Genomic DNA, 24,210 nt, shown 5'->3' with positions numbered 1-24,210 from the left:
GCTGATTGTGAATCAAATGTGCAGAGCTGTTACACGAATCCACATAAAACCCCACTTTTCGCACATAAACGCACTTTACATAAAAAAAACAGGACCGATTCCGGATCCACGATCAGCTGTTCATCCACTTTTGTGTTTTTTGTTTGTTTCCGTTCATTTTTGAGGTGAAAAAGACTGACACCAAAATTTCTTTTTGGGTCAGTCTTTCCATCCTCATTTACTTCTTTTTAGCTTTCTCTTTTTCTTTCTTTTTCAGCTCATCAGATATTTTCTGAAGTTCTTTTACATCAACTTTCTTTTCTTTTACCTTTTTAATCATCTCATCCATTTGTTTGGATGTTTTAATGTTGTACTTTACAAGGTCCAGAAGCGACTCTCTGCATACATTATCTTTGCTTAGGTTTGTATACAATCTTACATATGCTTCTATTACTGTATCGTAGCTGTCCTGAGATTTCTTGGCTTTGTTAAACTCATTGATGACAGCTTGATATTTTCCGAGAACAACAGCCACTTTATCTTGGCTTACTTTATCATTTTTATCCGGCTTGATTGCGGAAGCATCTTTATTGATTTGCTCAAGGGCTTTTTTTGCGTCCTTTTCATTATTTAATTTCTCGTCTAAATCCGCTTGCGATTTAGAAGATTTTTTCTGTAATGCTTCTTTTTCTTTCTTCTCTCTTGCTTTACGTGCTTCCTCAGATTCTTTTATCGTTAATTTGAAGGATTTCGTTTTTTCGATATTACCCGCTTTATCAGTACTGCTGTACTCAATCTTGTATTCTCCGATTTCTTTAAGCTTAAAGGCCGCACTGTACGTTTTCCATGATTGTCCGTTAATGCGATAATGAATGGAATTAACTCCAGACAAATCATCTTTAGCAGTAAGTGTGATTGTAACTTGCTCCGTATAGATATTTTCTTTTTTCACAGGAGATAGCTTAGCTGTAGTCTCTGCCGCTTTAGTATCAATCGTAAGCGCCAATGATTTCGTGCTTTCAACATTTCCTGCTTTATCTGTACTGCGGTACTCAATCTTGTATTTCCCTGCTGTTTTCAGTGTGAAAGATGCAGTGTACGTTTTCCACTCTTTTCCATCAATACGGTATTGAGTTGATTTCACACCCGATAATTTATCAGTCGCAGATAGTTTTACTGTTACAGTCTGATTAAAAATATTCCCCGATTTTTCAGGTGATGTTTTTACTGTCGTCACTGGTGCAGTTGAATCTACCGTTACTGACAACGACTTGGTACTTTCAACATTTCCTGCTTTATCCGTACTGCGATACTCAACTGTATATTTCCCTGACTCTAGTTTGAATGGAGTACTGTACGTTTTCCACTCTTTTCCGTCAATGCGGTATTGCGTAGATTTCACACCCGATAAAACATCTTTTGCTGACAAGCTGATCGTTATAGGCTTCGCAAAAATGTTTCCTTCTGAAACTGGCGATGTTTTCGCTGAAGTTACAGGAGCATCCATATCAATCGTAAATTCTATTGTTTTAGTTACCTCTTTATTACCTGCTTGATCAGTACTACGGTATTCAACTTTGTATATACCAGACTTATTTACTGTGAATGGTACATTGTACGTGTTCCAAGCTTGCCCGTTCACACGATATTCAGAAGACATTACTCCTGACTTATCATCTTGAGCAGCTAAAGTAACTGTTACTGGTTTTGTAAACAGCTTATCAGTCTGCACGGGTGATAATTTAACGGTAGTCGTTGGTGCTGTCGTATCGGGAACCACCGGACTCTTAATTTCAAACTCTGTTACTTTGCTATCTTCTACATTGTTCGCAAAATCTGTACTGCGATATTCGATTTTGTACGATCCCACATCACTCACTGTGAATGGTGCTGTATAATCGATCCACTCTTTTTCGTTTATGCGGTATTGAGTAGATTGCACGCCTGATTCATCATCTTCAGCGGACAATGTTACCAATACTGGTTCTGTAAACGGTTTGTCCGTAAGCTCCGGTGATGTTACTGCTGTTGTTACAGGTGCTGATGTGTCAGGAACGACCTGACTCTTAATCTCAAACTCTAGTACCTTAGTATCTTCCATATTACCTGCAAAGTCTGTGCTTCTGTACTCGATTTTATAAACACTTTCTTCACTTAACGTGAATGGTGCTGTGTAATCGATCCATTCCTGCTCATTGATGCGATATTGCGTTGATTTAACTCCAGAATTATCATCTGATGCTGTGAATGTAATAGTCACTGGTTCTGTAAATGGACCATCCGTCTGCTCTAGCGATGTCGCAGCTTCTGTCACTGGTTTTACTAGATCAGCGGTTCCAGTTACTTCTTTTGTATCACGCACACGTATACGGTTTCCGCCTGCATATTTTCCGCTTAATCCTACAGCTTCTAAAAAGTCTCCAGTATTAAGAGCAGGGACAGGACCTGTTTGGTTGACAATATATCCGTCAGTAAATACTAAAATGTCACCAGAACCGTCGTTCACAATGTACGAATTCTCATCAAATTTCGAAACGACTCTTCCATTTATTTTTATGAGAAGTCCTTGATTTTCTTCAAGAGATGCCTCCATTGTTGTGACCGTTTTTGGTATCAGAGGTGTTCCTTCTCCAATTTTGATAACATCCATTGCAAAGTTATCAAATTCAAGCTCTTTGTTGTTTTCAAATGTTTTTACATGGCCATAGATTCTTACTTTATCGCCCAGCTTCAAGCTTCCGTCCGGCACTTCGTTAAATGCCATGATTCCGCCCGTTTCATCTTCTACATAAAAAGCATCATAGAAGGATCCAGCTGCACTTGTAACTGTACCTTCAACTACTGCAGGTGTGCCATCTGCCATTTTGCGAACATCCCCGATTGAAGTAACACGGTTCATTTCTCTTTGTGCAAGCCAGTTGATCACATTAAGTCCGAGTTCATTGTTTCCTTTTGGACTATAAGACTCGTCCATTTGTTTATCGTTCACGAAGTTCATTCCTGAAACGACGATGCGACCTTGTCCGACTGTTTCAGCTGCAATCGCCGGAATTGCAGATCCGCCAGTTGCATCAGAAGCAATGTCGTACACATTAAATCCGCTTGTAACAGAAGTTTGGTATGTGGTTTCGTTTCCCTTTGCGAGAATCGTGACTGTGTCACTGTCTGTTAAAGGCTGATGACCCACTTTTTCTAGGCTCGTTCCAGAATAATATTCTACTGTTGAAACGCGGTCTGTAAGGTTGTTTTTAACAAGACCTGGATGCAGTCTCACAGCAAATTTATATTTTTGATCTGTCCAGAAGTTTCCATCCTTACTGTCATCGTTAATTTGGTCGTTATTAATTTGAACCGTGGCACCCATCTGTTCCAACATATCGTTATTTACAGCTGGATTGTTGTTATAGTTACTTTTATCAGTGAGGAAGAGTGATCCTCCAGTTTTTACATAGTTAGCAACCGCTGTTTTTTCGTCAGCTGTTAAGGCTGTGAAAGGATGTGTAATCACTAAAATGCTTGCGTTTGCCAGCACTTCTGCTGTAATCGGCGCTTTATTCTCAGCAACCGTGTAGCCTTCCTGCTGAACCATTTTTGTGAAAGCTTTGAAATTGTCTTTGTATGTTCCAGTATCCGTCGTTGTGTTTTCATTTTTATGAGCCGCATCAATCAGAACGGTTTTTCCTAAAGACTCTTTTACGTTTACATCGAGAATCTCTTTATTGTCCGCTGGCTCGTCTCCGGTTGGAGTATCAACGACTGCAATGATTTTATGCTCACCGTTAATTGGGCTCTGCCATGTTACAGAGGCTGACTGCACACTTTTAGCCGCAATGCTTGGAATTGCTTTGCTGCCGATTAAATGAGCTTCGTCTTCTATATCATAATAAAATTTAACCGTTAAATTCGTTAAATCCTTCGTACCTAAGTTAGAGATTCCTGCAGACAAGTTAGCCGGGTTCCCTACGATTGCCACTCCGTCTGTCAGATTAACACCGCTAACACGTACGTCAACCTCTTTTTCCTGTGACCAGATCGGTGCGCTGTAAATACGTTCTCCATCTTTTTGCGTCACTTTCACTACAAACCATTGCTGGCCGCCAGTAACCGTAATTTCTGGATTCCAGGTGAAATCTTTTGTGCCTGGAGTGATAGAATCTACAACTTTAGCTCCATTCGTTAAAAGCTCTACTTTTTCAATCTCATCGTTGGATTGATAGGTTGCTGGCAAAAATTCGAACCCTTTTACACTGCGGGACTCAGCTACGTTGTCTGATCCTTTAATATCAAAAGTAATCGTATTGCCGTCTACTACTGAACCCATGTATTTTCCGTTAGCTAAAACATCAAGTGTAAAGTTAGGGTCTTCTTCCATATAAACACGGCGATTTTTCATCGCATGTAATAATGAAGCCTGGGAGTTGTTATCTGTAACGATAACTGTCCGTTTCATTGTTTGCCCCCAAGTTCCATCATGGTTGTCTTCACCAAACGTAGGTGCGACATGCCATCCAAGGTCTAATGCACTGTAAAATTTCTTATCCGCATTTGCATAAGCATAGTTTCCAGAGCCGTTTCCTACTTCGAGCATCGTGAACAGCTTATCTACATTTTTATCATATGGCATGAAATTGTTGAACGCATTAGCTGACATATCAGGGTGGTTAAACTGTGCAGCAACGTCATCATATGTTAACACCCAAGCATAATAGCTGTTCAGATCCTGATACATTTTTGTGTTTAGGTTACGGTCTATAAAATTCTCCGTACCGAATACGTTTGAATGTCCCCAAGTCGTAGAAGTCATCTCAAACGCCGGGAATACAGAAAAGTTGTCATTAGAGTACTGCTTCGCAAGATCCTTAGTCAGCTGCCATTCTGTACCGCCCGTTCTTTCCGGCTTTCCTTTATGGTCTACCGTATCAGATCCCAGTTTTTCTGGATCGATATCATGAGAGTGGTCTGAAAAAGCAAACCAGTCATAACCATGAGCGATTGCTGCCTTTAATGCATCCTCTGGTGATCCCGTACCATCATGAGAAATGTTCGTATGATTATGTGTAGTTCCTCTTAAATGCGGCCCGCCTGTAAAAGGTGCTTTTACCGTAAATGACCATGTGAACTCACTGGTGTTTCCTAATTGATCTGCGCCGCTTACTTTCACAGTGTGGAGTCCCACCGGCAGATTTTCAGTCAGCGTTAACACTACCTGTTTATCATTGATGACAGCTTGTGACGTAACCTCTTGCTCGTCTAAAAATACTTTTCCTTTTGCTGCATCAACTTCACTTGGATCGTTCCATTGCACAGAAATCACAGGCTTGTAATTTTCTACAATCGAATCCTTGCCTGGTGTTTCGCCAATGAAAACGGGACCTTCTTTATCATCCACAACAGATACGGTTTGCGTTTCTGTTTTTTTCGTATCTGTCTGATTTTTCGCTTCGATATAATAATCAAAACCGCCTACAGGAATTTGATCTGCAGCTACAGTGACTGTATATTCGTGATTGCCTTGATCAGTCATCACAATGGACTGATACTCACTTTCTCCTGTCTTTTTATAATAAAAAGTTACAGAATCTGCTCCCTGTACATCAGCTGTAAAAGTAAAATCAGCGTTTGTGTACACTTTTGTTACCGGTGTATGCGTAATAGAAAGCGGGAAAAATTCTTTTAGATCTCCCGTGCTTCTAGGCAAAATTTGATAGCCTGATAAATAAGGAGCTGCAGATTTGTATTGACTTAGCAGACCCGTAAATTCATAGCTGCTGTTAAGCTTGAAGTCTGTTGCGGCAGCTATGGCAGTATTCGCTAACACACGAACGGTAACTGTTTTTCCTGCCTCATCCGTAATGGTAACGTTTGTTCCGCCTGAAGTATCCGGTGCCGCTGGAATATTTGTCACTTTTCCTTTAACGGCTACCAGCTTACCTTCCTGTAATTCAGCTTTATTTCCATCGTTAAGATCAACAATAGTCATAGCTGTTGGAGCAGGCACCTCTTCCGTTCCGATTTTTTCGATCGAAGTCGGCTTTAATTCCGTTAATCCATTATAGAAATCAATCGTTCCTGTAATTTTCAGCTTGTCTCCTTTAACTACATCAGGAGTAGTTCCGCCAAATACATTGATTCCTCCCGTATCATCTTGAACGTAAAAACTGCTATTCTTTGAATCAACGATTTTATCATCTACAGTTACAACTGCTTCAATCGTAGCAGTTTGTCCAAGTCGTTTAGGTTTTCCATTCGCGTCCATCTCTCTAACCGCACTAATTTTTGCAGTGCCAGTTAAAGGAGGAAGCTGCTCACCAGGATCTGTTGGTGTCGAAGGTTGATTAGATGAGTTCAACGGGTTTGCAACCGCTTTCAAAAAATCGGCAGCGTTATCATTCGTATCCCATCCATTTCCTTTGCTTCCGTCTTGGGCAGGATCAGATCCGTCGTTAGCTTTTCGCACGACGCTTTCTGTGTTTGTAGGTGCAACTGTTGGTGCTGTACCTTCAAATGCACTCGCTGTCGTACCAAAACCAACATAATCAACAATTGAAGTGTCATTTGATTTAGCAGTCTTTGGCAATGCTGTTGTACTATTTACAAGAGCTACTTTACCAGCTGTTCCTGATAAAGCTATCGTCCCTACTGCCTCAGGTGTCGGAAGGTCTACAGTTCCTCCAGTTCCATTCTTTTCTTGAATTAAGTAATAACTATGAGGTTTAATAATTCCTGTGAGGGTCGTAACTAAATAATTCCCTGTTGTACTTGCTGTTGCTGAATCGTATTGCACAGACCATCCATTCAAATCTACTTCAGCATCGGTAGGATTATAGAGTTCTATAAAATCATTTTTATAGACTGCTCCGTTGTTTCCTCCTCCACCATAAACTTCACTAATTACCACATGGCTAGCTGCTTCTGCATGAACAGAAGGCAATTTCGCGAATGGTACTAAAGTATTAGATAGTAATACTCCAGTTAGGGTGATCCCTAGCCATTTTTTCCTTATTTTCATTAAAACCTGTACCCCCAATTGGTTTAATATGCCTAGCTTAAATAGAATAGCAAATAAATCGACAAAAATATTCATTTATTTCAAAAAATTAAAAAGTTTACATTTTTATTAAAAATCCACTTTACTTTGGAAAAAATTTTCGCCATGATAAGGATTGTGATTCATTTTTCAAGGGGGATAAAAAGCGATGAAACAAAAAGGATTAAAGGTTTTTTTCATCAGTTTTTTTGCAATTACTTTACTTTTGCTTCAGGCTCAAAATATTGCGTTCGCACATCCATTAAGTGCTGCCTTTACGAATATAAATATAAGTAATAATCAAACAATATTAACTTATTCAATAGATTCATTATCTGTAATCGAAGGAATTGGCGGAGACAAGAATGAAGACGGAAAACTCACTGATAAAGAGTTAAAAGCCATTAGCAATCGTATAGAAGAATGGGTTGAGGACAGTCTGGTTCTAGAAATGAACGATCAACAGCAAAGGGCTGAACTAGAAAAGCTGTATTTGGAAAAAAGAGCAGACAAAGAAGTAGTTACCTTGCAATTTAGACTGCCAGGTTTTGAAGAAAGCCAGACAGTACGTTTGTTGGACGGTATTTTCACATCCGGAAACACCGCATCTTCTTATACTAACTTTTTAACGATCAATTACGATGGTCAAATCAGCGAATCTGTTCTTCAAGGAAAAAATCGTGAATGGACGATGCTGTTAACGGCAAGCCAGCAAGAGCAGCAATCACAAACTGCTGAATCGGTGTCTGTAGACAATGTATCAGCTGAAACAAACCATAACTCTTGGACTTCATTCCTTGTTCTCGGCATGAATCATATTTTAACTGGTTATGATCACTTGCTCTTTTTATTTGCATTATTAATCCGTAAACAAACATTTAAGCAATACGCAGCATTGATTACCGCGTTTACTCTGGCACACAGTGTAACGTTAACTCTTTCGGTACTTGGTTTGATCAATTTATCTTCAAGTATTGTTGAGCCGATTATTGCACTGAGCATCTGTTATGTGGCTGTGGAAAATATCTTTAGAAAAGAAATAAGGTTCAGATGGGCTGTCACATTTTTATTCGGTTTAATTCACGGCATGGGATTTGCAGGTTTATTAAAAGAGATGTCCCTTCCTAAAGAAGGCATTGCAACTTCATTAATCAGCTTTAATGCAGGTATTGAGGTCGTCCAGCTTGCTCTCGTGCTGTTGATACTTCCGTTACTTTCATGGTTTCAAAGAAGTCCATCATACAAAAAAGGGATGGTGGCCGGCTCTATCTTAATCTTAGGAATGGGTGCATTTTGGCTGATTCAGAGGTTAGTTGCTTAATTGGTATTTGAATAATAAATGAAGCACCCGCTCCTAGTAAAGGAAGGGTGCTTTTTTACGTTACGTTTTATTTTAGCTGTTCTCCGATTCCACTAAAAGTGGTTTTTGTCCACATAAAAGTTTGATGAGTCTATATAAATGTCGGGTTCAAACATAAACCCAAACTTTTCAGACATAAACACTTTTCCATAAGGCTCTTTTCTAAAAGATTGTTGCTTTTGGGTCATTTCTGTATAGAGTCCTCATTGACAAGTTGATTGGAGTGCAAGGTGCGAGACTCCTCGAAAATGAAAATCATATTTTCTTCGTGCGATATATCTCTGCCGATGCCTTCCTTGTCCTGCGGGAGCAGCGGGACAGGAGAAACATTGTAAGTGCGAAGCGCCAAGATGGCTCACCGCACGCCCCGCGGAAAGCGAGCAACCTGGAACGGAAATCAACTACTTCTAAGAACAACAAAGAATACCTAAACAGTCTTCCAAAAAAAAAGGAACGATTCCGCATCGTTCCTACCTTTCTATATAGAATTTATACGTTTTTTGGCTGCAATGGTTATGTTTTATCGTGTATTTGCCTTCTATACAGTCAATGTTCTGAATGGTTTCTTCATTCAAATTAACTTCTTCGCTTTTCTGAACTTCGGCATTAAATGTTAAACAACTGTTTAACTCATTTGTCCGGGATGGATTAAACAATCTGACGATCAGACCTTCGTCTTTTTCACTTTTCTTAACAACAGAAAGAACGGTATTGTCATCATTTTGCTCAAATAATGAAAATTCCGATGGAGTACTAAAATCAACTGGGTTTAATCTCATCGCGTCGTGAGCGATTTTATTGTATGTCAGCATAGGCGTCAAATACTCTTTCGCACGCTGCGGAACTTTTCCAGAAATCGTGTCCCCTTCATGAGTTGTTATGGCAAAATCAAGTTTAATTTCACCTTTCATTTGGGAGTCTGGTGTGGGCAGTGCTATTCCCGATGGACGGTTCGGACGGCGCAGCAGATCAGCTTTTCCTAAAACACCAACGCTTCTGAATTGAGTTAACGCGATAGTATCAAATGCATTTCCAATAACCTCATATTCTCTAGTGCTGTTAGAAAGAAGAGCAAAACCTTGTTCTGTATTGTGAAGTCCAACATAACTAAGCATCGGATTGATTGCATCTGGCCGTTCATCCCAGCCTTCTTCCTCCCAAACAGCCATTGTCGGTTCAACCACTTTACGTTGGATAGAGCCAAATTGATGGTCACTTACAGAAACATCACTGCTATACCCTGTTGGGAAAAGAACACGCAATCGGTGATCTTCAGCTTGATTGTCGTACTTCGCCTGGATATCGATGCGCTTTGTCCCTCTTTTTAAAGTAATGATAAACGCTACACCAACAGATCCATCTCGTTTTTGAAGTTTACGGCTCTCCAGGTTTTTTGGCACGGTTAAGTTATAGGAAATCTTAGCAGTCTCAGTGAATGATGTTTTGCTACACGAAATGTCTGCATTTACATCTTCATTTGTGACGATAAAATCATCTTTTAATGGAGAAAAGTCATACGTATCCCCTTCATCTGCTCCGTCTTCAACGAGTAATAAGTTTTCAAATTTCTTTTCAAGGTCCTTATCAAATACGTTCATTGTTCCATTATCGTTAAACGTAATTTCATAAAATTCGTTTTCGAGCTTTGTCGTTTTTTCTAACGCTTTTGCTTTCGAATATTCACCGCGCTCGATTTTATAAGTTTTGTATCCAAATGCGGGTACTTCATCTTTAAATTGAATTTGATATTTGATGAAAGGATCATAGTTTCCATAATGAACGATTTGCCGGTCGATCAGCCCTGGGTCAATCACTTCTTCATGAACAATTTCATAATCAACTTGAGTCCCCTGATTATCCATGAGTACAAATTCTTTTTCTTTCGATATCAAAGTGGATTCAATTACTTCATTTCGCATATACGGCAATAGGTTAAAAACAGCTAGTTTATCTTGATGAGGTACATTTGGTACCGCATCGACAATTCTTCTTTTATAAAAATCAATGAGTCGATCCACTTTTTCTTCGACGAGTCTGAACCTTTCCATGATTTCTTGATGAACCTTATCTGAACAACAGCACCCAATACTATCATGCGCATGATTCTTCATCATTTCTTTCCAGATCAATTCGATTAAGCCGTGGTGATACTCAAAACCTAGCACGTGAGCGATCGAAGCAAGTGGTTCTAATAGATTTGTGATTCGGTTCTCCAAATACGCATTTTTCGCTTTAATATCCATCCGAGATGAGTAGATACTTTTATGCACGCGCATGTACTTTCCTTCCAAGAACTCACCTTGTACCGCTTCGAATGAATCTTGGTGCTCTTCTATGGAATCAAAAAGTTTGTCGTAATTGCTTAAAAAGAAATCTTTTTCAGGGTATAGTTCTTTTAGCTTTTCGATCACTTCGAAAATATTTTGCTGAATCGGCATCTGGTCATGACCATTCGGAATAAGAACATGAGGTGTCGTTGCTCTGCCGTCTAATTCATTAAAATTTTTGTCCATTCGCTCTTTAAGTGCTTCCTTTTCTTCCGGCAAGTACTTTCCAATCGCATACCCGAGAGGCATCAAGAGAGTTGTCACTTGATCTCCGCCTGCGCTTTTCCAGGTGAACTCCGAATTTTTCGTACCGTTATATTCGGTCATCCCACGCCAAAAAATGGCGCGATTGATTCCAAATCCATTATATATGTGGGGCATTTGCTCGGATTGTCCGAACGAGTCTGGCAAATATCCGATCTTCATCGGATTCCCAAACTCCGCAGAATCCTTCAACCCGTATAATAGATTTCGGACGATTGACTCACCGCCGACAACCATCTCATCTGTTTGGGTATACCATGGTCCGATGATTAATTTTCCTTGCTGAACAAGCTTTTTCACACGTTCTTTGTTTTCAGGTTTTACAGCAAAATAATCCTCCAGTACAACGGTTTGACCATCTAAAACGAAATAAGGATAGTTTTCGTCTGTTTCCAGTCTTGTTAAAATTTCCTCCATATTATTAATCAGTAAAATTCGTGATTCTTCTGTTGTGAAATACCATTCTCTATCCCAATGCATGTGAGGAACGATGTGTACGTTTTGGGTCATATTCTTCTCCTTTTCATGAGTCAGGCTGTTTGCTTTTGTAGTTTTTTATGTCGCTGCATTTTTAAGATGACTAGAATTGTAGTTGATATGAATGTTCCGATGAGCGCTGCGCCAAACCAGATTCCCATGGCTGTCAGCAACGCTTTTCCTTTTAAGAAGAACAGCGAGAAGATTCCTGCACCAGGCACCGGTAAACCAATTCCGAAGTACGCTACGATTGCACCTGTCACAGCCGATCCGACGACAAATGAAAAAATGACGCGTACGGGATCTTTCAGCATGAAAGGGATGGCTCCTTCCGTAATCCCTGCCAACCCTAGTATCCAAGTTGATTTTCCAACTTCAATCTCGTATTCTTCAAAATACTTTTTGAATAGGACCGTTGCGAATGTCACTGTAAAAGCAGATACCATTTTTACGGATGCAAATGCTGCATAAGGCAGGAAATTCCCATCTGCCATTACTCCGATACAAAAGGCATATGCTGCTTTATTAACGGGTCCGCCTAAGTCAAAAGAAGCCATTATTCCGAGTACTGCTCCTAAAATAATTGCGTTAGATCCTGAAAGACCTTCAAGCCAACCAACCAAAGCATCATTTAGTGCGACGATTGGTTTTCCGATGACGAGAAACATAAGTGCACTGATGATTAGTGTTCCAAATACAGGATAGACCCAGAAGGAAACGAAGCCAGAAAAAACCCCAGAAGTCTTAATGTTATTTTTCATCCATTTCATTAAATAACCGGCAACTAAACCACCTAGGAGACCTCCAACAAACCCTGTATTAATCAGACTTGCGGCAAGACCTGCAGCAAAACCAGGTGCTAAACCAGGTTTATCTGCGATCGAATACGATATATAAGCTGCTAATACAGGTACCATCAATGTTCCTAGCATGCCTCCACCTAATTCACGGAAAAGGTTGAGCAGTGTTCCTGCTGTGTCATATTGTTTTTGCAGATCAAATGCTTGTGCGATAAATAAGGAAACGGCGAGCAGCATACCACCGGCAATAATGAGAGGAACGATGTAGGAAATTCCTGTTAATACGGCTTGTTTAATTTCCTGGCCGACTGATTCTTTGCCTTGGTTCACTTTTTTCGTCGTGCTTTTTTGTTTTACATCATCTGTTTTTTTGGGCAGTGCTAATGCATCTTTAATCAGCTTTTCAGCGTTTTTTAATGGTGCGGCAACTGACGCTTCTAATATGGGCAGAGCTTCAAACCGATCTGCGTTTTTTACCTGTACGTCATTTGCGAAAATAACAGCTTCTGCTGATTCTAATTCTTCTTCTGTAAATGGATCCTCTATCCCGTTTGCGCCTTGTTTTTCTACGCGGACGAAGATGCCTTGATCACGGCCGGCACGTTCAAGTGCTTCAGCTGCCATATAAGTGTGAGCGATTCCTGCCGGACATGCTGTAACGGCTAACATTAAACGGTTGTTTAACTTCTGATTTGTATTTTCTTTTTTATCTTCATAATCGAGATTTTGTAAAAATTCCTCAGAGCTCGCTGAATCAACGAGGCGTTCTCGATATGCGTCATCTACTAGTCTTTTACTTAACTCTGATAGGATTGTTAAATGAGTTGAACCCGCTTCTCCATCTGGTATTGCCAAAAGGAATACGAGATTTACACGATTTGATGGATCTAGACTTTCCCAATCATCTAACGGATTTTCCAAAACGGCTACCGCAAAGCTTGCTTCTTTTACACTGCTTGATTTGCCATGCGGAATGGCTAAACCTTTTTCCATTCCGGTGACACCCTCTGATTCCCTTTTCATCACATCTTTATAAAAGTGGTCTGCTGATGTAATCTTGCCTTGCTGCTCAAGTCTTTGAACTAGATCAGTAATCACTTCCGTTTTGCTTTTATAGGAAGCTTGAAGAATGACTAACTCTTCAGAAGTTAACTTTGAAAGCTCCATAAAACTCCCTCCGTTTCTTGAAGTTGTATACGATGTATATACTTGTATAGCCAACTAATAGTTTAAAAAAATTATGAAGCATTCACTTGTTTTTGTCAACGCTTTCATAAGATTTTATTTATCGTATATTTCGAGAAAACGGAAATGCTTTTGATTGTAGAATATTTTCGTATACTCAAATATTAAACCGTTCTCTAAGCTTGACGTGAGCTCTACCTTGAATACCGGCGTATGTTCATTTAATTGCAGCTGGCGTTGAATGTGTTCATCTGGAATTACAGCAAAGAACTCTTTTTCGTTACCTTTTATGTTGTGACCTAATGAATGAACGTAATCATATTTGGAGATTGAAAGATCTTGCTGTTGCAGATCTGGAAACAGATAGACCGGCATATATGTGATTTCAAAAACTGCTGGAATTCCATCTACATACCGCAGGCGCTCAATATAATAAACTTCTTCTTCATCCATTTTGAGCTTTTGCTGAATCATTTGATTGTGAGTCTTTTTTTCGAATTTGAGCACAACTGTATAAGGAACTTTATTGTTATAAAGTGTCCGTTCATTAAAGCCCATGGAACCGTCAAAATAAATCTTAATTTTTTCTTTTTGATTGGTAACGTACGTCCCTTTTCCCGCCTGTTTATATAAATAATTACGAGAAACTAAGCTGTCAACAGCCTTCCTTGCTGTCATTCGGCTAACTTGGAACATTTCAGCCAGTTCGTTTTCAGAAGGAACTTTATCATCTGGTCGGAACTCGCCGATTTTGATTTTGTTTAAAAGATATTCACAGATTTCTTGATATAGTTTTGCCATAATTTACATTCACCCGTATTTATTCTATCACATTGCCGATGAATCTTCATGGGAGGAGGCGTGTCGGTGAGGTTGAGTTTACGGTACGTGTTATTATAGTTTGTTACACGAGTCCACATAAATCGCTTCGTTTCCCAAATAAACGTCTTCACACACAAAAAGAAGGAACGATTCAAGGATCGTTCCCTCCACTTTTAATGTTTTAAGCTCAATTCAAACTCCACGACTAGCTTATCGTCGACTTTAGCGTGTTTTCGGCTTGTAATTTTCGTAAATCCATCTCGTTTTTTTTCAACAAAATAGTGTTCATTTGCTGAGAATTCCAAGTCACCTTCAAATACGATTACGTCCTCGGGCTGAGTTAAGCGGAATTCGATGCTTCCTTCACTGATCGACGCGATTTCAGCGGTCGAATACGCAATCTTACGTCCATCTAGATCAACGTTCAATGGAAGCATTACACCATCTTTACTTTGCAAAAGAACTTCTCTCCCATCAAACAGCGCTTCACCATTTTCATAGACCTTAAACGTTTTATCCAATCCGTCCAGGTTCAAGAGATGCAGGAACCTCTCACCTTCAGCGTTCGAGGTCGATGTCATAAAAATTCCGTGGTGCTTGAAATCGTGTGTCAAGCCAGCTTTTGCACCGAGCTTTTTAAACACTTGTTTAAAAAAGTCGAGATCACATGCATAAGCTGCTGCGATTACAATGGCCTCGCCTTCTCCAACCTCCACGTCAAAACCGCAAATATCGTCCGTTCCATACACTTTTAAAATCGGCAGTACTGCCCCATCCGCCTCAAATACTTGTGCAAAGTGAGTTCTCACTTCTGGCCGTGGTGCTGCCCAATTCTCCGCGTACAGTGATAGGAAGTGGAGGTGGCTGTCACGCTCAACGCCTTTTACTTTAACCCTCAAAGCCTCTGCAAGAATCGTACACGATTTTCCTTCCATATCATAAAGCGGAACTTCTCCGTATAATAAAACTTTTCCGCCTTTGTTCAGATAATGAACGAGCTTGCTTTGGATCGCACTGTCCATGTAACGAGCGGAAGGCAATACTAACACTGGTGTTTTTTCAACCGACAGAGGCTGATTTTGCACATCAGTAGCACTAAATCGATAGCCCAATAAAAGCATGGCACGGGCGACGATTTCCCATGCACCCGCACCGCGGTTCGCCTCGATGTTGCTCACGATTTCTTTCATCACATCGCTGCTCGGATATTTATACTCGGTCATGTAGTAGTCGGGAATGAACGCGAATGAGATGTTATCACGATCCTCATCCATCGCCGCAACTTTATCCGCAACTGACATGATGTTCTTGATTCCGCGCGCCATGCGAGGGAAGGTGTAATTGTACTCGCCTTCAGGACTGATCGGAGCCGCGAAACCGTGGCGTTCACCTGTAAAAGCAATCCGGTCGTTGCCATCGCCGACACTCGAATCCAACCGATAGTTTCGGCCGCCAGTAAACAAATAATAGTTGATGAGGCGGTTCCCTTGCGCGAGGCACATTCTCATTTTAAAATCGGCTGCAGACGGATCTAAACGGCCTCCGTAGTTGTTGCCGAAGTTAGCGTCACCACAGTTAAATTCCACTGATGTTAATGGCTGATCAGGGTTATGAACCGCGTCCATCAAGCCGTTGATCACATAGAGATCCTGAAATGTCGTCATGTCGAGATCGCCAAAATAAATGTCTGATCCTGATAGATAACCAGATTCCTGCGTATAAGATTCATAGAGCTGGCTGATGCCGATTGGATACGTTAGTCCGCGACCGCCGCCTGTTCCGTGAATGTTTACGACGAACGGGATGTCACGCACACCGAATTCTTCAGCAAAATTCCGTAAAGTATCTATATATCTAGCAAATCGGTTACGCATGTAATACCCGAGATCTTTCATCAATTCCGCTGCGTATTCTTCTTTTGGAGAACGGATCGCCGTGTTGCGAGATTCATTGTCTTTAAAGTTAAACGGATAACGTCCACTCAATTCTGCACCATATTTTCCAGACAGCCACTCAGAAAAATCATCGATCACAAAGTCTGTCAGATCAGGCGTGTTGCTGACCCACGAAAGCATTCCTACTTCGTTATCTAGCTGAAAGGCGATGATGTTTCCTCCATTACAATAAAGTCTTGGTGTCACAACCTCCATTAATGCTTCATACCAATTCCGGACTGCACTCAAAAAGTTCGGAGCTAAATAATCAACGGTAGATGTCGGCGCTTGTTTTCCGTCCCACCCAACGGGAATGATCTCAGGATGCTTTTTATAAACCCAATACGGAAGTCCTTCGTTTTTCATTTCCGCCATAATGAACGGACCTGGACGAACAAAGAAGTAAAAGTCGTTCTCTTTACAAAGATCGATAAAAGCGACTAAATCCAATTCAGGACGTGTCTTGCCTGTAAAATCAAACTGACCTTCAACCGGTTCATGGATCAGCCACGGAATATAAGTCGCTACTGCATTGCAGCCAGCTTCTCTTAGCTTGTCCAGTCGGTCTTGCCATTCGCTGCGGTCGAGACGATAGTAGTGAATCTCACCGCACATGATCAATTGAGGTTTGCCATCGATCAGGATTTGTTTGTTTTTAATCTCAATCATTAGATTCGGCTCTCCTCTTTCTTTTTCCAGCCTAGCATCTCGATACCAAGCTGAACGTATTTATTTTTCATATACAGATCCCACACGAGTCCAGTTTGGTAGTTTTCGATCATCAACAATGTGATACCCTTGTCGATGCCGATTACGTGATCGGAATACCAAGGCGGGCTAACGTCTAAATTATACGAATCCCAAAAACCGTATTCACCCCAAAGCTGTGGGTGGTTTTCATAAAAATACTTCATGGCAGCGATTGATTCTTCCGGAGTGAAAACGATCGAACCTGTTGCTCCAGTTGGTGCCACTGTTCCTTCTAATTCCGGTTCACAGTTCGGATGATAAGGTGGTGCACCTGGCACGCGATAGCCGGTTGGGCTCGCGCTCGCTGTCAGTCCCCAAGAATTTTCATGATAGGTTTTGAATTCACTGGACTTATCAATACAAAATTGACGGTTCGCGAGTGTAGCTTTTACAGAATTCTCGAACCATTCGTTTCCGTCACCGTCTACCACACCTCGGAAATCGATAAACGCGTGTGAGTATTGATGGACGAACAGAGCTCCGCCAGGGGAATTCACGTACTCATAGTCGCCGTACGTTCCTTTTCGGCGGTCAAAGCCTTCATAAATTTTCGCAGGAACAGGGTGTGTTGGTGAAGCGACACCTAGCACGTACTGTATCATCTGTTCAGCGTACATATCCCAATGGCCGAACCCGCCACGCTCAGGTGTGTAGCCCATGTAATATTGGTTCACTTTTTCGTCGTAAAAAATGGTCCAATCGACACGTGCAAAAATTTGTTCAAAAAGCGCTGCAATCTCTCCGCCAAAATATTCAGCAGAAGTGATCGCGCCGCTTAAGAACAACGTCGTGTCAATAATGGAAGCACAATCGTAAAACGCTTCATTTTTCTTCCCAGTCTGCATGTCTAAAAAGTGATAGAAAAACCCGCTCTCTTGCTCTACGTTGTTAAGAAAAGTTTCGAGCGTTCCTTTTGTGCGCTCATAGCCTTGTTCTCGTGTGATCCAGCCGCGTTCGATCCCGATGATAATCGCGGTTAAGCCGAATCCAACTGAAGCGATGCTCGCCACTTTTTTATTTTTTGATTGATCGAGAATCAGTCCGTATCCTGGGCTGTATTTATCCGAGTTCGCCTCGTTCCAGAAAAAATCAAAACACCCTTTTGCTTCTGCTTCTAACAGTTTTTGAGTATCCATCAAATTTCTCCTCCTATTTATACGTTATTCTCCAGTGATTCCTGATCGGTCAACACCTTCGACAAACCAGCGCTGTGTAATAAAATACACGATTAATAGCGGTAAAATAGATAAAACAGTGCCTGCCATCTTGATGCCTTCGTTCAGTTGATTTCCGCCGAGTCCCATTTCAGCCGGGAACATTTTTTGATAGGTGGCAACGAACTTTTGCAGCTGAAGCGGCAGTGTTGTGAGCGCATCTCCAAAGTAGATCGATGCAAGATACGTTTCATTCCAGTACCAAACGAACGAGAATAAAAACGAAATGATGATCGCAGGAACGGCCATCGGCAGTGCGATCGTAAAGAAAATGCGGAAGTGACCCGCTCCGTCCAGCTGTGCTGCTTCTTCCAGTGCTTTTGGCACCGCTCTAAAAAACTGATAAAAGATCAAGATGAAAATTGCGCTGTTTAGCCCTTGTCCAAACGTCGCAGGAAGCATGAACGCTTTTAAGCTGCCGAGAATGTTGAGCTCATTGAAAAAGATGTACCTCGGAATGAGCGTTACTTGCGGCGGGATGATAAAAGTCGTCAGCACTAAAACAAATATGATTTTCTTTCCTTTGAATTCAAAACGTGCAAGCCCGTAACCGACAACCGCAGCGACTGCAGTTTGCGCCAATGCTGGAAGAACCGTTACATAAAGCGTTTCAACCAAGGTGGAAAAGAAATTCAGGACCTGGTTCGCCTGCACGTAGTTTCCGGTATAAAACTGAGTCGGAAACCAGTTCACGAGCGGATTCAGCAGATCATCGAGACTTTTGAAGCTATAAACGCCCATATAGAGAAGCGGAAACAGATACACAAAGCCGATGCCCACTAAGAGCCCATAGATCAGGATTTTAAAAAGCAGTCCATCTGTGCCTTGCATACCTAAAAACATTCTTTTCGATTTGAAATAATATTTCTCCAGCTGCTGTGTTTTTGTCTGCATCTTCCACACCTCCTTTTACGTGTAGTTTTTCTTGCCCTTTAGCGTCATGGCACCGACTGTTATTACAAGTGCGAGTGCGATGATCAAAAAGTAAATCCACGATAGTGCTGATGCGTAGCCGAAACCAGTGTCCACTTTGAACATATTTTTCTGAATATGCTCAATGATCGGGTTCAATGAAAAGATCGAATACATAACGATTGTATAAATCAAGTTGACAATGATCATCGGAACTAAGCTTGGAAGGGTGATTTTCCAGAAAAACTCCCAATTGCTTGCCCCATCAATTTTTGCTGCTTCAAAGATTTGTTTGTCCATCTTTTGCAGAGCTGCGAGAAAAATTAAGATTTGCACGCCTGAATACCACAAGATCACGATCAGATTTTTGATTAAATACAGAAGGATTCCGTTAAAAAATCCGTCTGGGTTTTCGTTCAACGCTTGATAGATCGCATATTGTTCGATTGAAGGAATCGTTGTGATCCCCTGATCGATCAGTTCTTTAATCACAGGTCCGCTCGCAATGATTACCGGCAGAAAAAAAATCGTCCGGAACATGCCGCGAAATTTGATTTTTTGGTTGAGCAGAAGTGCGATGATTAACGAAAATACGATAATAATCGGAACGGAAATGACCATTTCCCTCAGGTACGTGGTCACTTTCTCTACAAACGTTCCGTCGACCGTAAACGCATATTGATAGTTTTGAAACTTAACGAACGTCGTCTGGATGCCGCTCGTCGTGATTTTCACCTTTTGAAAACTTAAATATAGAGAATACAGAAGAGGAAAAGCGGTAAAGATCAAGAAACCGATGATCCATGGCGAAACAAAAAGCAAACCCGCGATGCTGTTCTTATTTTTCAATCGTTTCATCCGCTAGTTCCCCCCTCTCGATGACTTCAAAATCCTTTGCCGCGACTTCAATACTGCTTGATTGATACGCAGAATCCGTATAATTGACGATGATTTTTGTTCCGTTTGAATACATCACTTCAACGATTCCGGTTTTCGGTACGCTGCGGCTTTCGATCGTTTCTCCTTCAACAGTACCTAGGCTGTTCTTCACTTTTTTATATTGCTCGGCGATGTCGTCTTTCCAAATGCTAAACTCGGATGTGTAGACGTCTTTGGACGGTGTTTTCATCAATAGATGTGAAGGCTCGTCCGTTAATAAAAACGAAGGATATGCGCCATACTCGATCATCCGTAAGACTTGATCTTCCGGATCGCTATAAAAGTTAGAAAATGGCGCGTAATAAGGCATGTAGCCTTTTAATACGATCTGCATGAATGGAACGGTGTCTGATTCGTAGACATAGTTGGACGAATACATCGGGATGTCTAGATATCGGTCTGTTGTGTTCCACAGGTATGTGTTCGGTTCGTATAATGCGACGTTCCCTAATCTTTTGTTGAAGTTTTGAAACACGTTTTCATATGTCTCAATCGTGCTGTTTCGCTGTGAAGATTTTTTGTCGCTGAAATCCGAGAACAGTGTGTACCCGCTCGTATCGACAGCTAAATTTGAGATGTCGTAATCTTTGTAATCCGATATATCATTCTTTGCAGCTTCGAGCGTTTTTTGAGGTGATAAGTAAAAGACTTTGTTATCGTTTTCCGTGTGAGAGATCGTCTCAGAACTTGCCTTTTTCGCGACGTCCTTACTTCCGGAAAATCCTGATGCTCCCTCAAACGCTTTTGTATAATCCGTATGGAAGTACATCGGAACGTTTTCTTTTTTGAGCTTTTTGATCGTGTCTTGCACTTCCCCTTTATCCCCTAGTTTCTTTTCAAACGGGAATCTTGCTGGGAGAGTTCCAGTTAGACCGCCTTTTGACCATCCCTTGTACACGACGAACATATTGTCTACGTCATTCTTTTTCAGCTCATTTGTCATTTTCGGAATGCTTGTGATGGGTGTCATCGGTAAAACAGAATCCCACAACAATCCTTCTTTTACTTCACCACCTAAAAACTCAAGGCGGACACCCGTTTTGTCTTTTTCTTTCTTCAACTGATCTGTTTTTATTAAATAATCTTGGTAAGATCGTGCCATCCCTACGTAATCGGCATCATTCTTTCGTAAAAACATGTAGCGCAGCTTGATGTTAAAATGATTGGCGTTTTTCTGATAGACTGTGATTCCCTTTAAATTCTTACTCGTCGGCTGGTAGTAGGAATGTCTGTAATGAAACTGTGACGAGATCCAGTTAAAATCGGTTGAAACGCCTGCCGGATACGCGGTGATATCACCATACGAGTAGCCTTCTTCAACGATCGTTAAGAATGCGTTTTGCTTCACGCCATGAACGGCCCCGAAAACGGGCATTTTAATCGGCTCGACTGGCGAAACTTTTTCATCTTGTTTTTCCGTTTTTTGAAAAGCGTCATCGTTCCCGTAGATTGCACCCGTAAACGGAGCGTCTGCGGTTTTGCCGCTCTTGTTGTACCGAATCAATGCACCGCTTCCGTCCGGGATGAACATATAGCCGTTTATATCGTTTTCGTTCACCGCTCCTAAAAACGGATACACTTTCAGCGAGATTAGCTTTGTGCGTCTGCCGTCATCCAGTTTGTTATAAGGAATCGAGACGACTAAACTATCCTTATCAAGTTCAACATCCATCTGAAACTCGATCTTCGCCTGATTAAAATCAACATTGGCGGTAAAACCTTTTTGGGTCACTCTTACTCTTGGTCTTGTGTTGTTAGAGGTGATGCTCTCGGTTCTCACTTTTCCTCTGCGGTCCGTGTATTCTACAGTTAAAGCGGACTGTGCCATCTGTTCCCACGTTTTGTTCAAGCGGTACTTTTCAGGATGATCAAGACCCGAATTCCATACATACTTTGTTTTTTTGTCTTGAATTTTAATCGCGAGCGACTCTTTGTTCACATAAAGGACGAGATTTTCGTTCTCAGCTGCTTTTTCGAACCCTTCAAATGAAGTTTCTTGTTTAGGGGTCTGTCCCGGGGTCAGACCCCCTGTTTCTGGTTTAGTGAATTGAGATGTTGTGTATTTCATTTCGTTTTGATTTTTTTCAGTTAAGACGGGAGGTTTGTCTGCTGTTTTCTTGTCATTTTGTGCGGCTAAAGCAGTAATTGGCAAAAGCAGCACAGTAAGTATGATTAAGAGTTTTTTATACACGCAAAACAACCTCCTTTATGATGGAATAAACAAAGTCATACACTTGGTCGATCAAGACAAACACGATGAAAACAACAAGAAGCATGATCGCCATTCCGAACAGTGTGACTAAAATGTTACGGATCGTATCTGAAACCGAATAGTTGTGGATTTCCTTGATCATGATGAACAGAATAATCAAGCACCACGCATAGATGATTCGGATCGAGAACACATACACAAATGATTCATTGTACGTCAGTATGTTTGAGATCAGCACGATCGGAAGGCTGAACACGACATAAGGAGCAAGCGCATAGATCGTACCGATGTAAATGTCCTTGAATCTGCCTTCACCGTCATTGATCGTACTGACTAAATAGTTGATCGTAATAAACAGGAATAGTGGAACCGAGATCTTCAGCAGCTCGGTTAATAGACTTGCATCTCCCGCCGGGGGCATGAAGATGAATCCTGTGTAAAAACGGCTCACGATAAATTCGATCAGTAAAAGAACGTAAAGAATCGTGGCAGATGCGACAGATGCGTATCGTTTTCGTTTCAAATAATAAAAGCTATCGATCGGGTGCTTGAAAAACTGGAACAAGAATAATAGTTCTCTGAGCAGTTTTCGCTTTTTTACGGCCGCCCATTTTCTTCTCGAACCATCCATGATGTTTCTCTTTTTATCCAGCCACTTCAGTACGTAATAGAGAGCAATGAGCGCGATGAAGATAAACAGGACGGTTTCCAGGTTTTCCTGCATCCACGCGTGACGCACTTCCCAGAACGAATCAGAATAACCGTACACATCATTAGCAAACTCAAACTCTTTTAATGCTTTGTCATAGTCTTGCTGTTTGTAATACGCCGATCCCATTGCTGAATGCGCGAGACCGAACGAAGAGTTCAGCTCCAGAACGGATTCCCAATATTTACGGCTCTCGATATACTTGCCTTCTTTAAAGAGTGCGATTCCTTGATGCACTTGTTTTGAAAAGGCAGTAGATTCGAATACGGAAATCAAACCTCGTTCTTTATCTGTTACATATAGGCGTCCGTTTTTGTCGACTGCGATCCCTGTTGGCTGTTTGAACAGGCCGAGACGATTTGATCCATCATCTTTTCCGCCAAAAATAAATAATAGATTGCCGAAGCTGTCATGTTCATAGATTTCACCTGAACTGCTGACAACGAACATGTTTCCGTCCTTATCAACCGCAATATCTTGAAAGGACGTAATGATTGATACATCTTCATAGAGCATGTTCTTTCCGGCGACGTTCAGCTTTTTGATGACTTCGTTCTTCGTTCCTTCCGTTACCGAGTAGATAAGCCCTTTGCTGTCGATCGCGATGTTATCCGGGGCTGGCGGGAGCTTCATGAACATGCGCGCTTTCTGGCTCTCAGACGTTAACAGCTTAGAAACAAAATTTTTAAAACTAGCTTCCGTACTATTTACACCGTAGTATCCGAGAAACGTATCTTCACGGCTGAGCTGGATAATCCCGTTCGTCGATCCTTCAGAGATGACAAATAGATTGCCGCGGCGGTCCACACCAACTTTTTGCGGTTTAAAAGAAGAACTTTTTCCGAAAAGCGGTGAATCCGGCTTTCCGTATTCTTTTTCAAGCTTCCCATCTTTAGAAAAGCGGAACACTTTTTCTTTTTCATAATCCGCCACATAGACCGCGCCATCTTTATCGACATACACCCCTGTTGGATTTTGAAGAATGCCCGCGCCGATCTCAGCTGTCTTTTTTCCGTTCTGATCGGCAACAAATACTTTTTTGGCACCAGAATCGACCACATAAATTTTACCGTCATCATCCACAAAGATGTCTTCCGGACTTGTGATGTCAGCGTCCTCCAACAAGTTTCCGAGTGGTGTATAAGCGGTCTGGGTTTCAATAACTTTTCCATCGGCTGACAATGTTTCTGTCTGATATGGGACAGAAGCTGAAGCAATGGACTGTAACGGAACCAGTATGAATACAATAGCGGCTAAAATGATTCTTGCGTAATGCTTCATTTCTCCCCCCTCCTTAAC

At 41.3% G+C, this 24,210-nt stretch carries 11 protein-coding genes; 1 reads left to right on the top strand and 10 read right to left on the bottom strand.

Annotated elements, in window-relative coordinates:
- Positions 1-217: 217 nt before the first annotated feature.
- Entirely contained in the window at positions 218-6,988 is a 6,771-nt protein-coding gene (locus RGB74_RS03000) for a DUF4350 domain-containing protein (protein ID WP_310761513.1), read from the bottom strand.
- A 187-nt stretch (positions 6,989-7,175) separates the two neighbouring features.
- Between RGB74_RS03000 and RGB74_RS02995 the strand changes: the two genes are divergently transcribed.
- Complete coding sequence (locus RGB74_RS02995) at positions 7,176-8,327, top strand: HupE/UreJ family protein (protein ID WP_310761512.1); 1,152 nt, start codon at positions 7,176-7,178, stop codon at positions 8,325-8,327.
- A 509-nt stretch (positions 8,328-8,836) separates the two neighbouring features.
- On the opposite strand, the gene mngB is transcribed toward RGB74_RS02995, so the two are convergent.
- The 9 genes from mngB to RGB74_RS02950 form a co-directional block, all read right to left on the bottom strand.
- Positions 8,837-11,467: a mannosylglycerate hydrolase gene (gene mngB, locus RGB74_RS02990; RefSeq protein WP_310761511.1), complete on the bottom strand. Its 2,631-nt coding sequence runs from the start codon at positions 11,465-11,467 to the stop codon at positions 8,837-8,839.
- A gap of 20 nt (positions 11,468-11,487) precedes the next feature.
- Positions 11,488-13,401 (bottom strand): PTS 2-O-a-mannosyl-D-glycerate transporter subunit IIABC, encoded by a 1,914-nt coding sequence (gene mngA / locus RGB74_RS02985; protein WP_310761510.1) that lies wholly within the window; start codon positions 13,399-13,401, stop codon positions 11,488-11,490.
- A 114-nt stretch (positions 13,402-13,515) separates the two neighbouring features.
- Positions 13,516-14,220 (bottom strand): GntR family transcriptional regulator, encoded by a 705-nt coding sequence (locus tag RGB74_RS02980; RefSeq protein ID WP_310761509.1) that lies wholly within the window; start codon positions 14,218-14,220, stop codon positions 13,516-13,518.
- A 194-nt stretch (positions 14,221-14,414) separates the two neighbouring features.
- Positions 14,415-16,844 carry a beta-galactosidase gene (locus RGB74_RS02975; protein ID WP_310761508.1) on the bottom strand — a complete coding sequence of 810 codons (2,430 nt, stop codon included), beginning with the start codon at positions 16,842-16,844 and terminating at the stop codon, positions 14,415-14,417.
- The gene (locus RGB74_RS02970; protein ID WP_310761507.1) at positions 16,844-18,061 is read right to left on the bottom strand and encodes a glucoamylase family protein; all 1,218 of its coding nucleotides are present in this window, start codon (positions 18,059-18,061) and stop codon (positions 16,844-16,846) included. Before RGB74_RS02970 ends, RGB74_RS02975 begins: the two co-directional genes overlap by 1 nt.
- A gap of 24 nt (positions 18,062-18,085) precedes the next feature.
- Positions 18,086-19,033 (bottom strand): carbohydrate ABC transporter permease, encoded by a 948-nt coding sequence (locus RGB74_RS02965; RefSeq protein ID WP_310761506.1) that lies wholly within the window; start codon positions 19,031-19,033, stop codon positions 18,086-18,088.
- A gap of 15 nt (positions 19,034-19,048) precedes the next feature.
- Entirely contained in the window at positions 19,049-19,909 is an 861-nt protein-coding gene (locus tag RGB74_RS02960; RefSeq protein WP_310761505.1) for a carbohydrate ABC transporter permease, read from the bottom strand.
- Positions 19,890-22,181, bottom strand: a complete 2,292-nt coding sequence (locus tag RGB74_RS02955) for a DUF5696 domain-containing protein (RefSeq protein ID WP_310761504.1) — start codon at positions 22,179-22,181, stop codon at positions 19,890-19,892. Before RGB74_RS02955 ends, RGB74_RS02960 begins: the two co-directional genes overlap by 20 nt.
- On the bottom strand, positions 22,174-24,192 hold the full coding sequence (locus tag RGB74_RS02950) for a YIP1 family protein (protein ID WP_310761503.1): 2,019 nt from the start codon (positions 24,190-24,192) through the stop codon (positions 22,174-22,176). The genes RGB74_RS02955 and RGB74_RS02950 overlap by 8 nt, the downstream gene beginning before the upstream one ends.
- Positions 24,193-24,210 lie beyond the last annotated feature (18 nt).

It is taken from the genome of Bacillus sp. NEB1478 (assembly GCF_031582965.1).
Classification (GTDB): Bacteria; Bacillota; Bacilli; order Bacillales; family Fictibacillaceae; genus Fictibacillus.
This window is presented reverse-complemented; position numbering and strand designations above follow the sequence as displayed.

Excerpts from the sequence above, each read along its gene's own strand:
- mngA (WP_310761510.1), bottom strand. The coding sequence starts at position 13,401 with ATGGAGCTTTCAAAGTTAACTTCTGAAGAGTTAGTCATTCTTCAAGCT.
- RGB74_RS02980 (WP_310761509.1), bottom strand. The coding sequence starts at position 14,220 with ATGGCAAAACTATATCAAGAAATCTGTGAATATCTTTTAAACAAAATC.
- RGB74_RS02970 (WP_310761507.1), bottom strand. The coding sequence starts at position 18,061 with ATGGATACTCAAAAACTGTTAGAAGCAGAAGCAAAAGGGTGTTTTGAT.
- RGB74_RS02965 (WP_310761506.1), bottom strand. The coding sequence starts at position 19,033 with ATGCAGACAAAAACACAGCAGCTGGAGAAATATTATTTCAAATCGAAA.
- RGB74_RS02995 (WP_310761512.1), top strand. The coding sequence starts at position 7,176 with ATGAAACAAAAAGGATTAAAGGTTTTTTTCATCAGTTTTTTTGCAATT.
- RGB74_RS02950 (WP_310761503.1), bottom strand. The coding sequence starts at position 24,192 with ATGAAGCATTACGCAAGAATCATTTTAGCCGCTATTGTATTCATACTG.
- RGB74_RS03000 (WP_310761513.1), bottom strand. The coding sequence starts at position 6,988 with ATGAAAATAAGGAAAAAATGGCTAGGGATCACCCTAACTGGAGTATTA.
- RGB74_RS02960 (WP_310761505.1), bottom strand. The coding sequence starts at position 19,909 with ATGAAACGATTGAAAAATAAGAACAGCATCGCGGGTTTGCTTTTTGTT.
- mngB (WP_310761511.1), bottom strand. The coding sequence starts at position 11,467 with ATGACCCAAAACGTACACATCGTTCCTCACATGCATTGGGATAGAGAA.
- RGB74_RS02975 (WP_310761508.1), bottom strand. The coding sequence starts at position 16,844 with ATGATTGAGATTAAAAACAAACAAATCCTGATCGATGGCAAACCTCAA.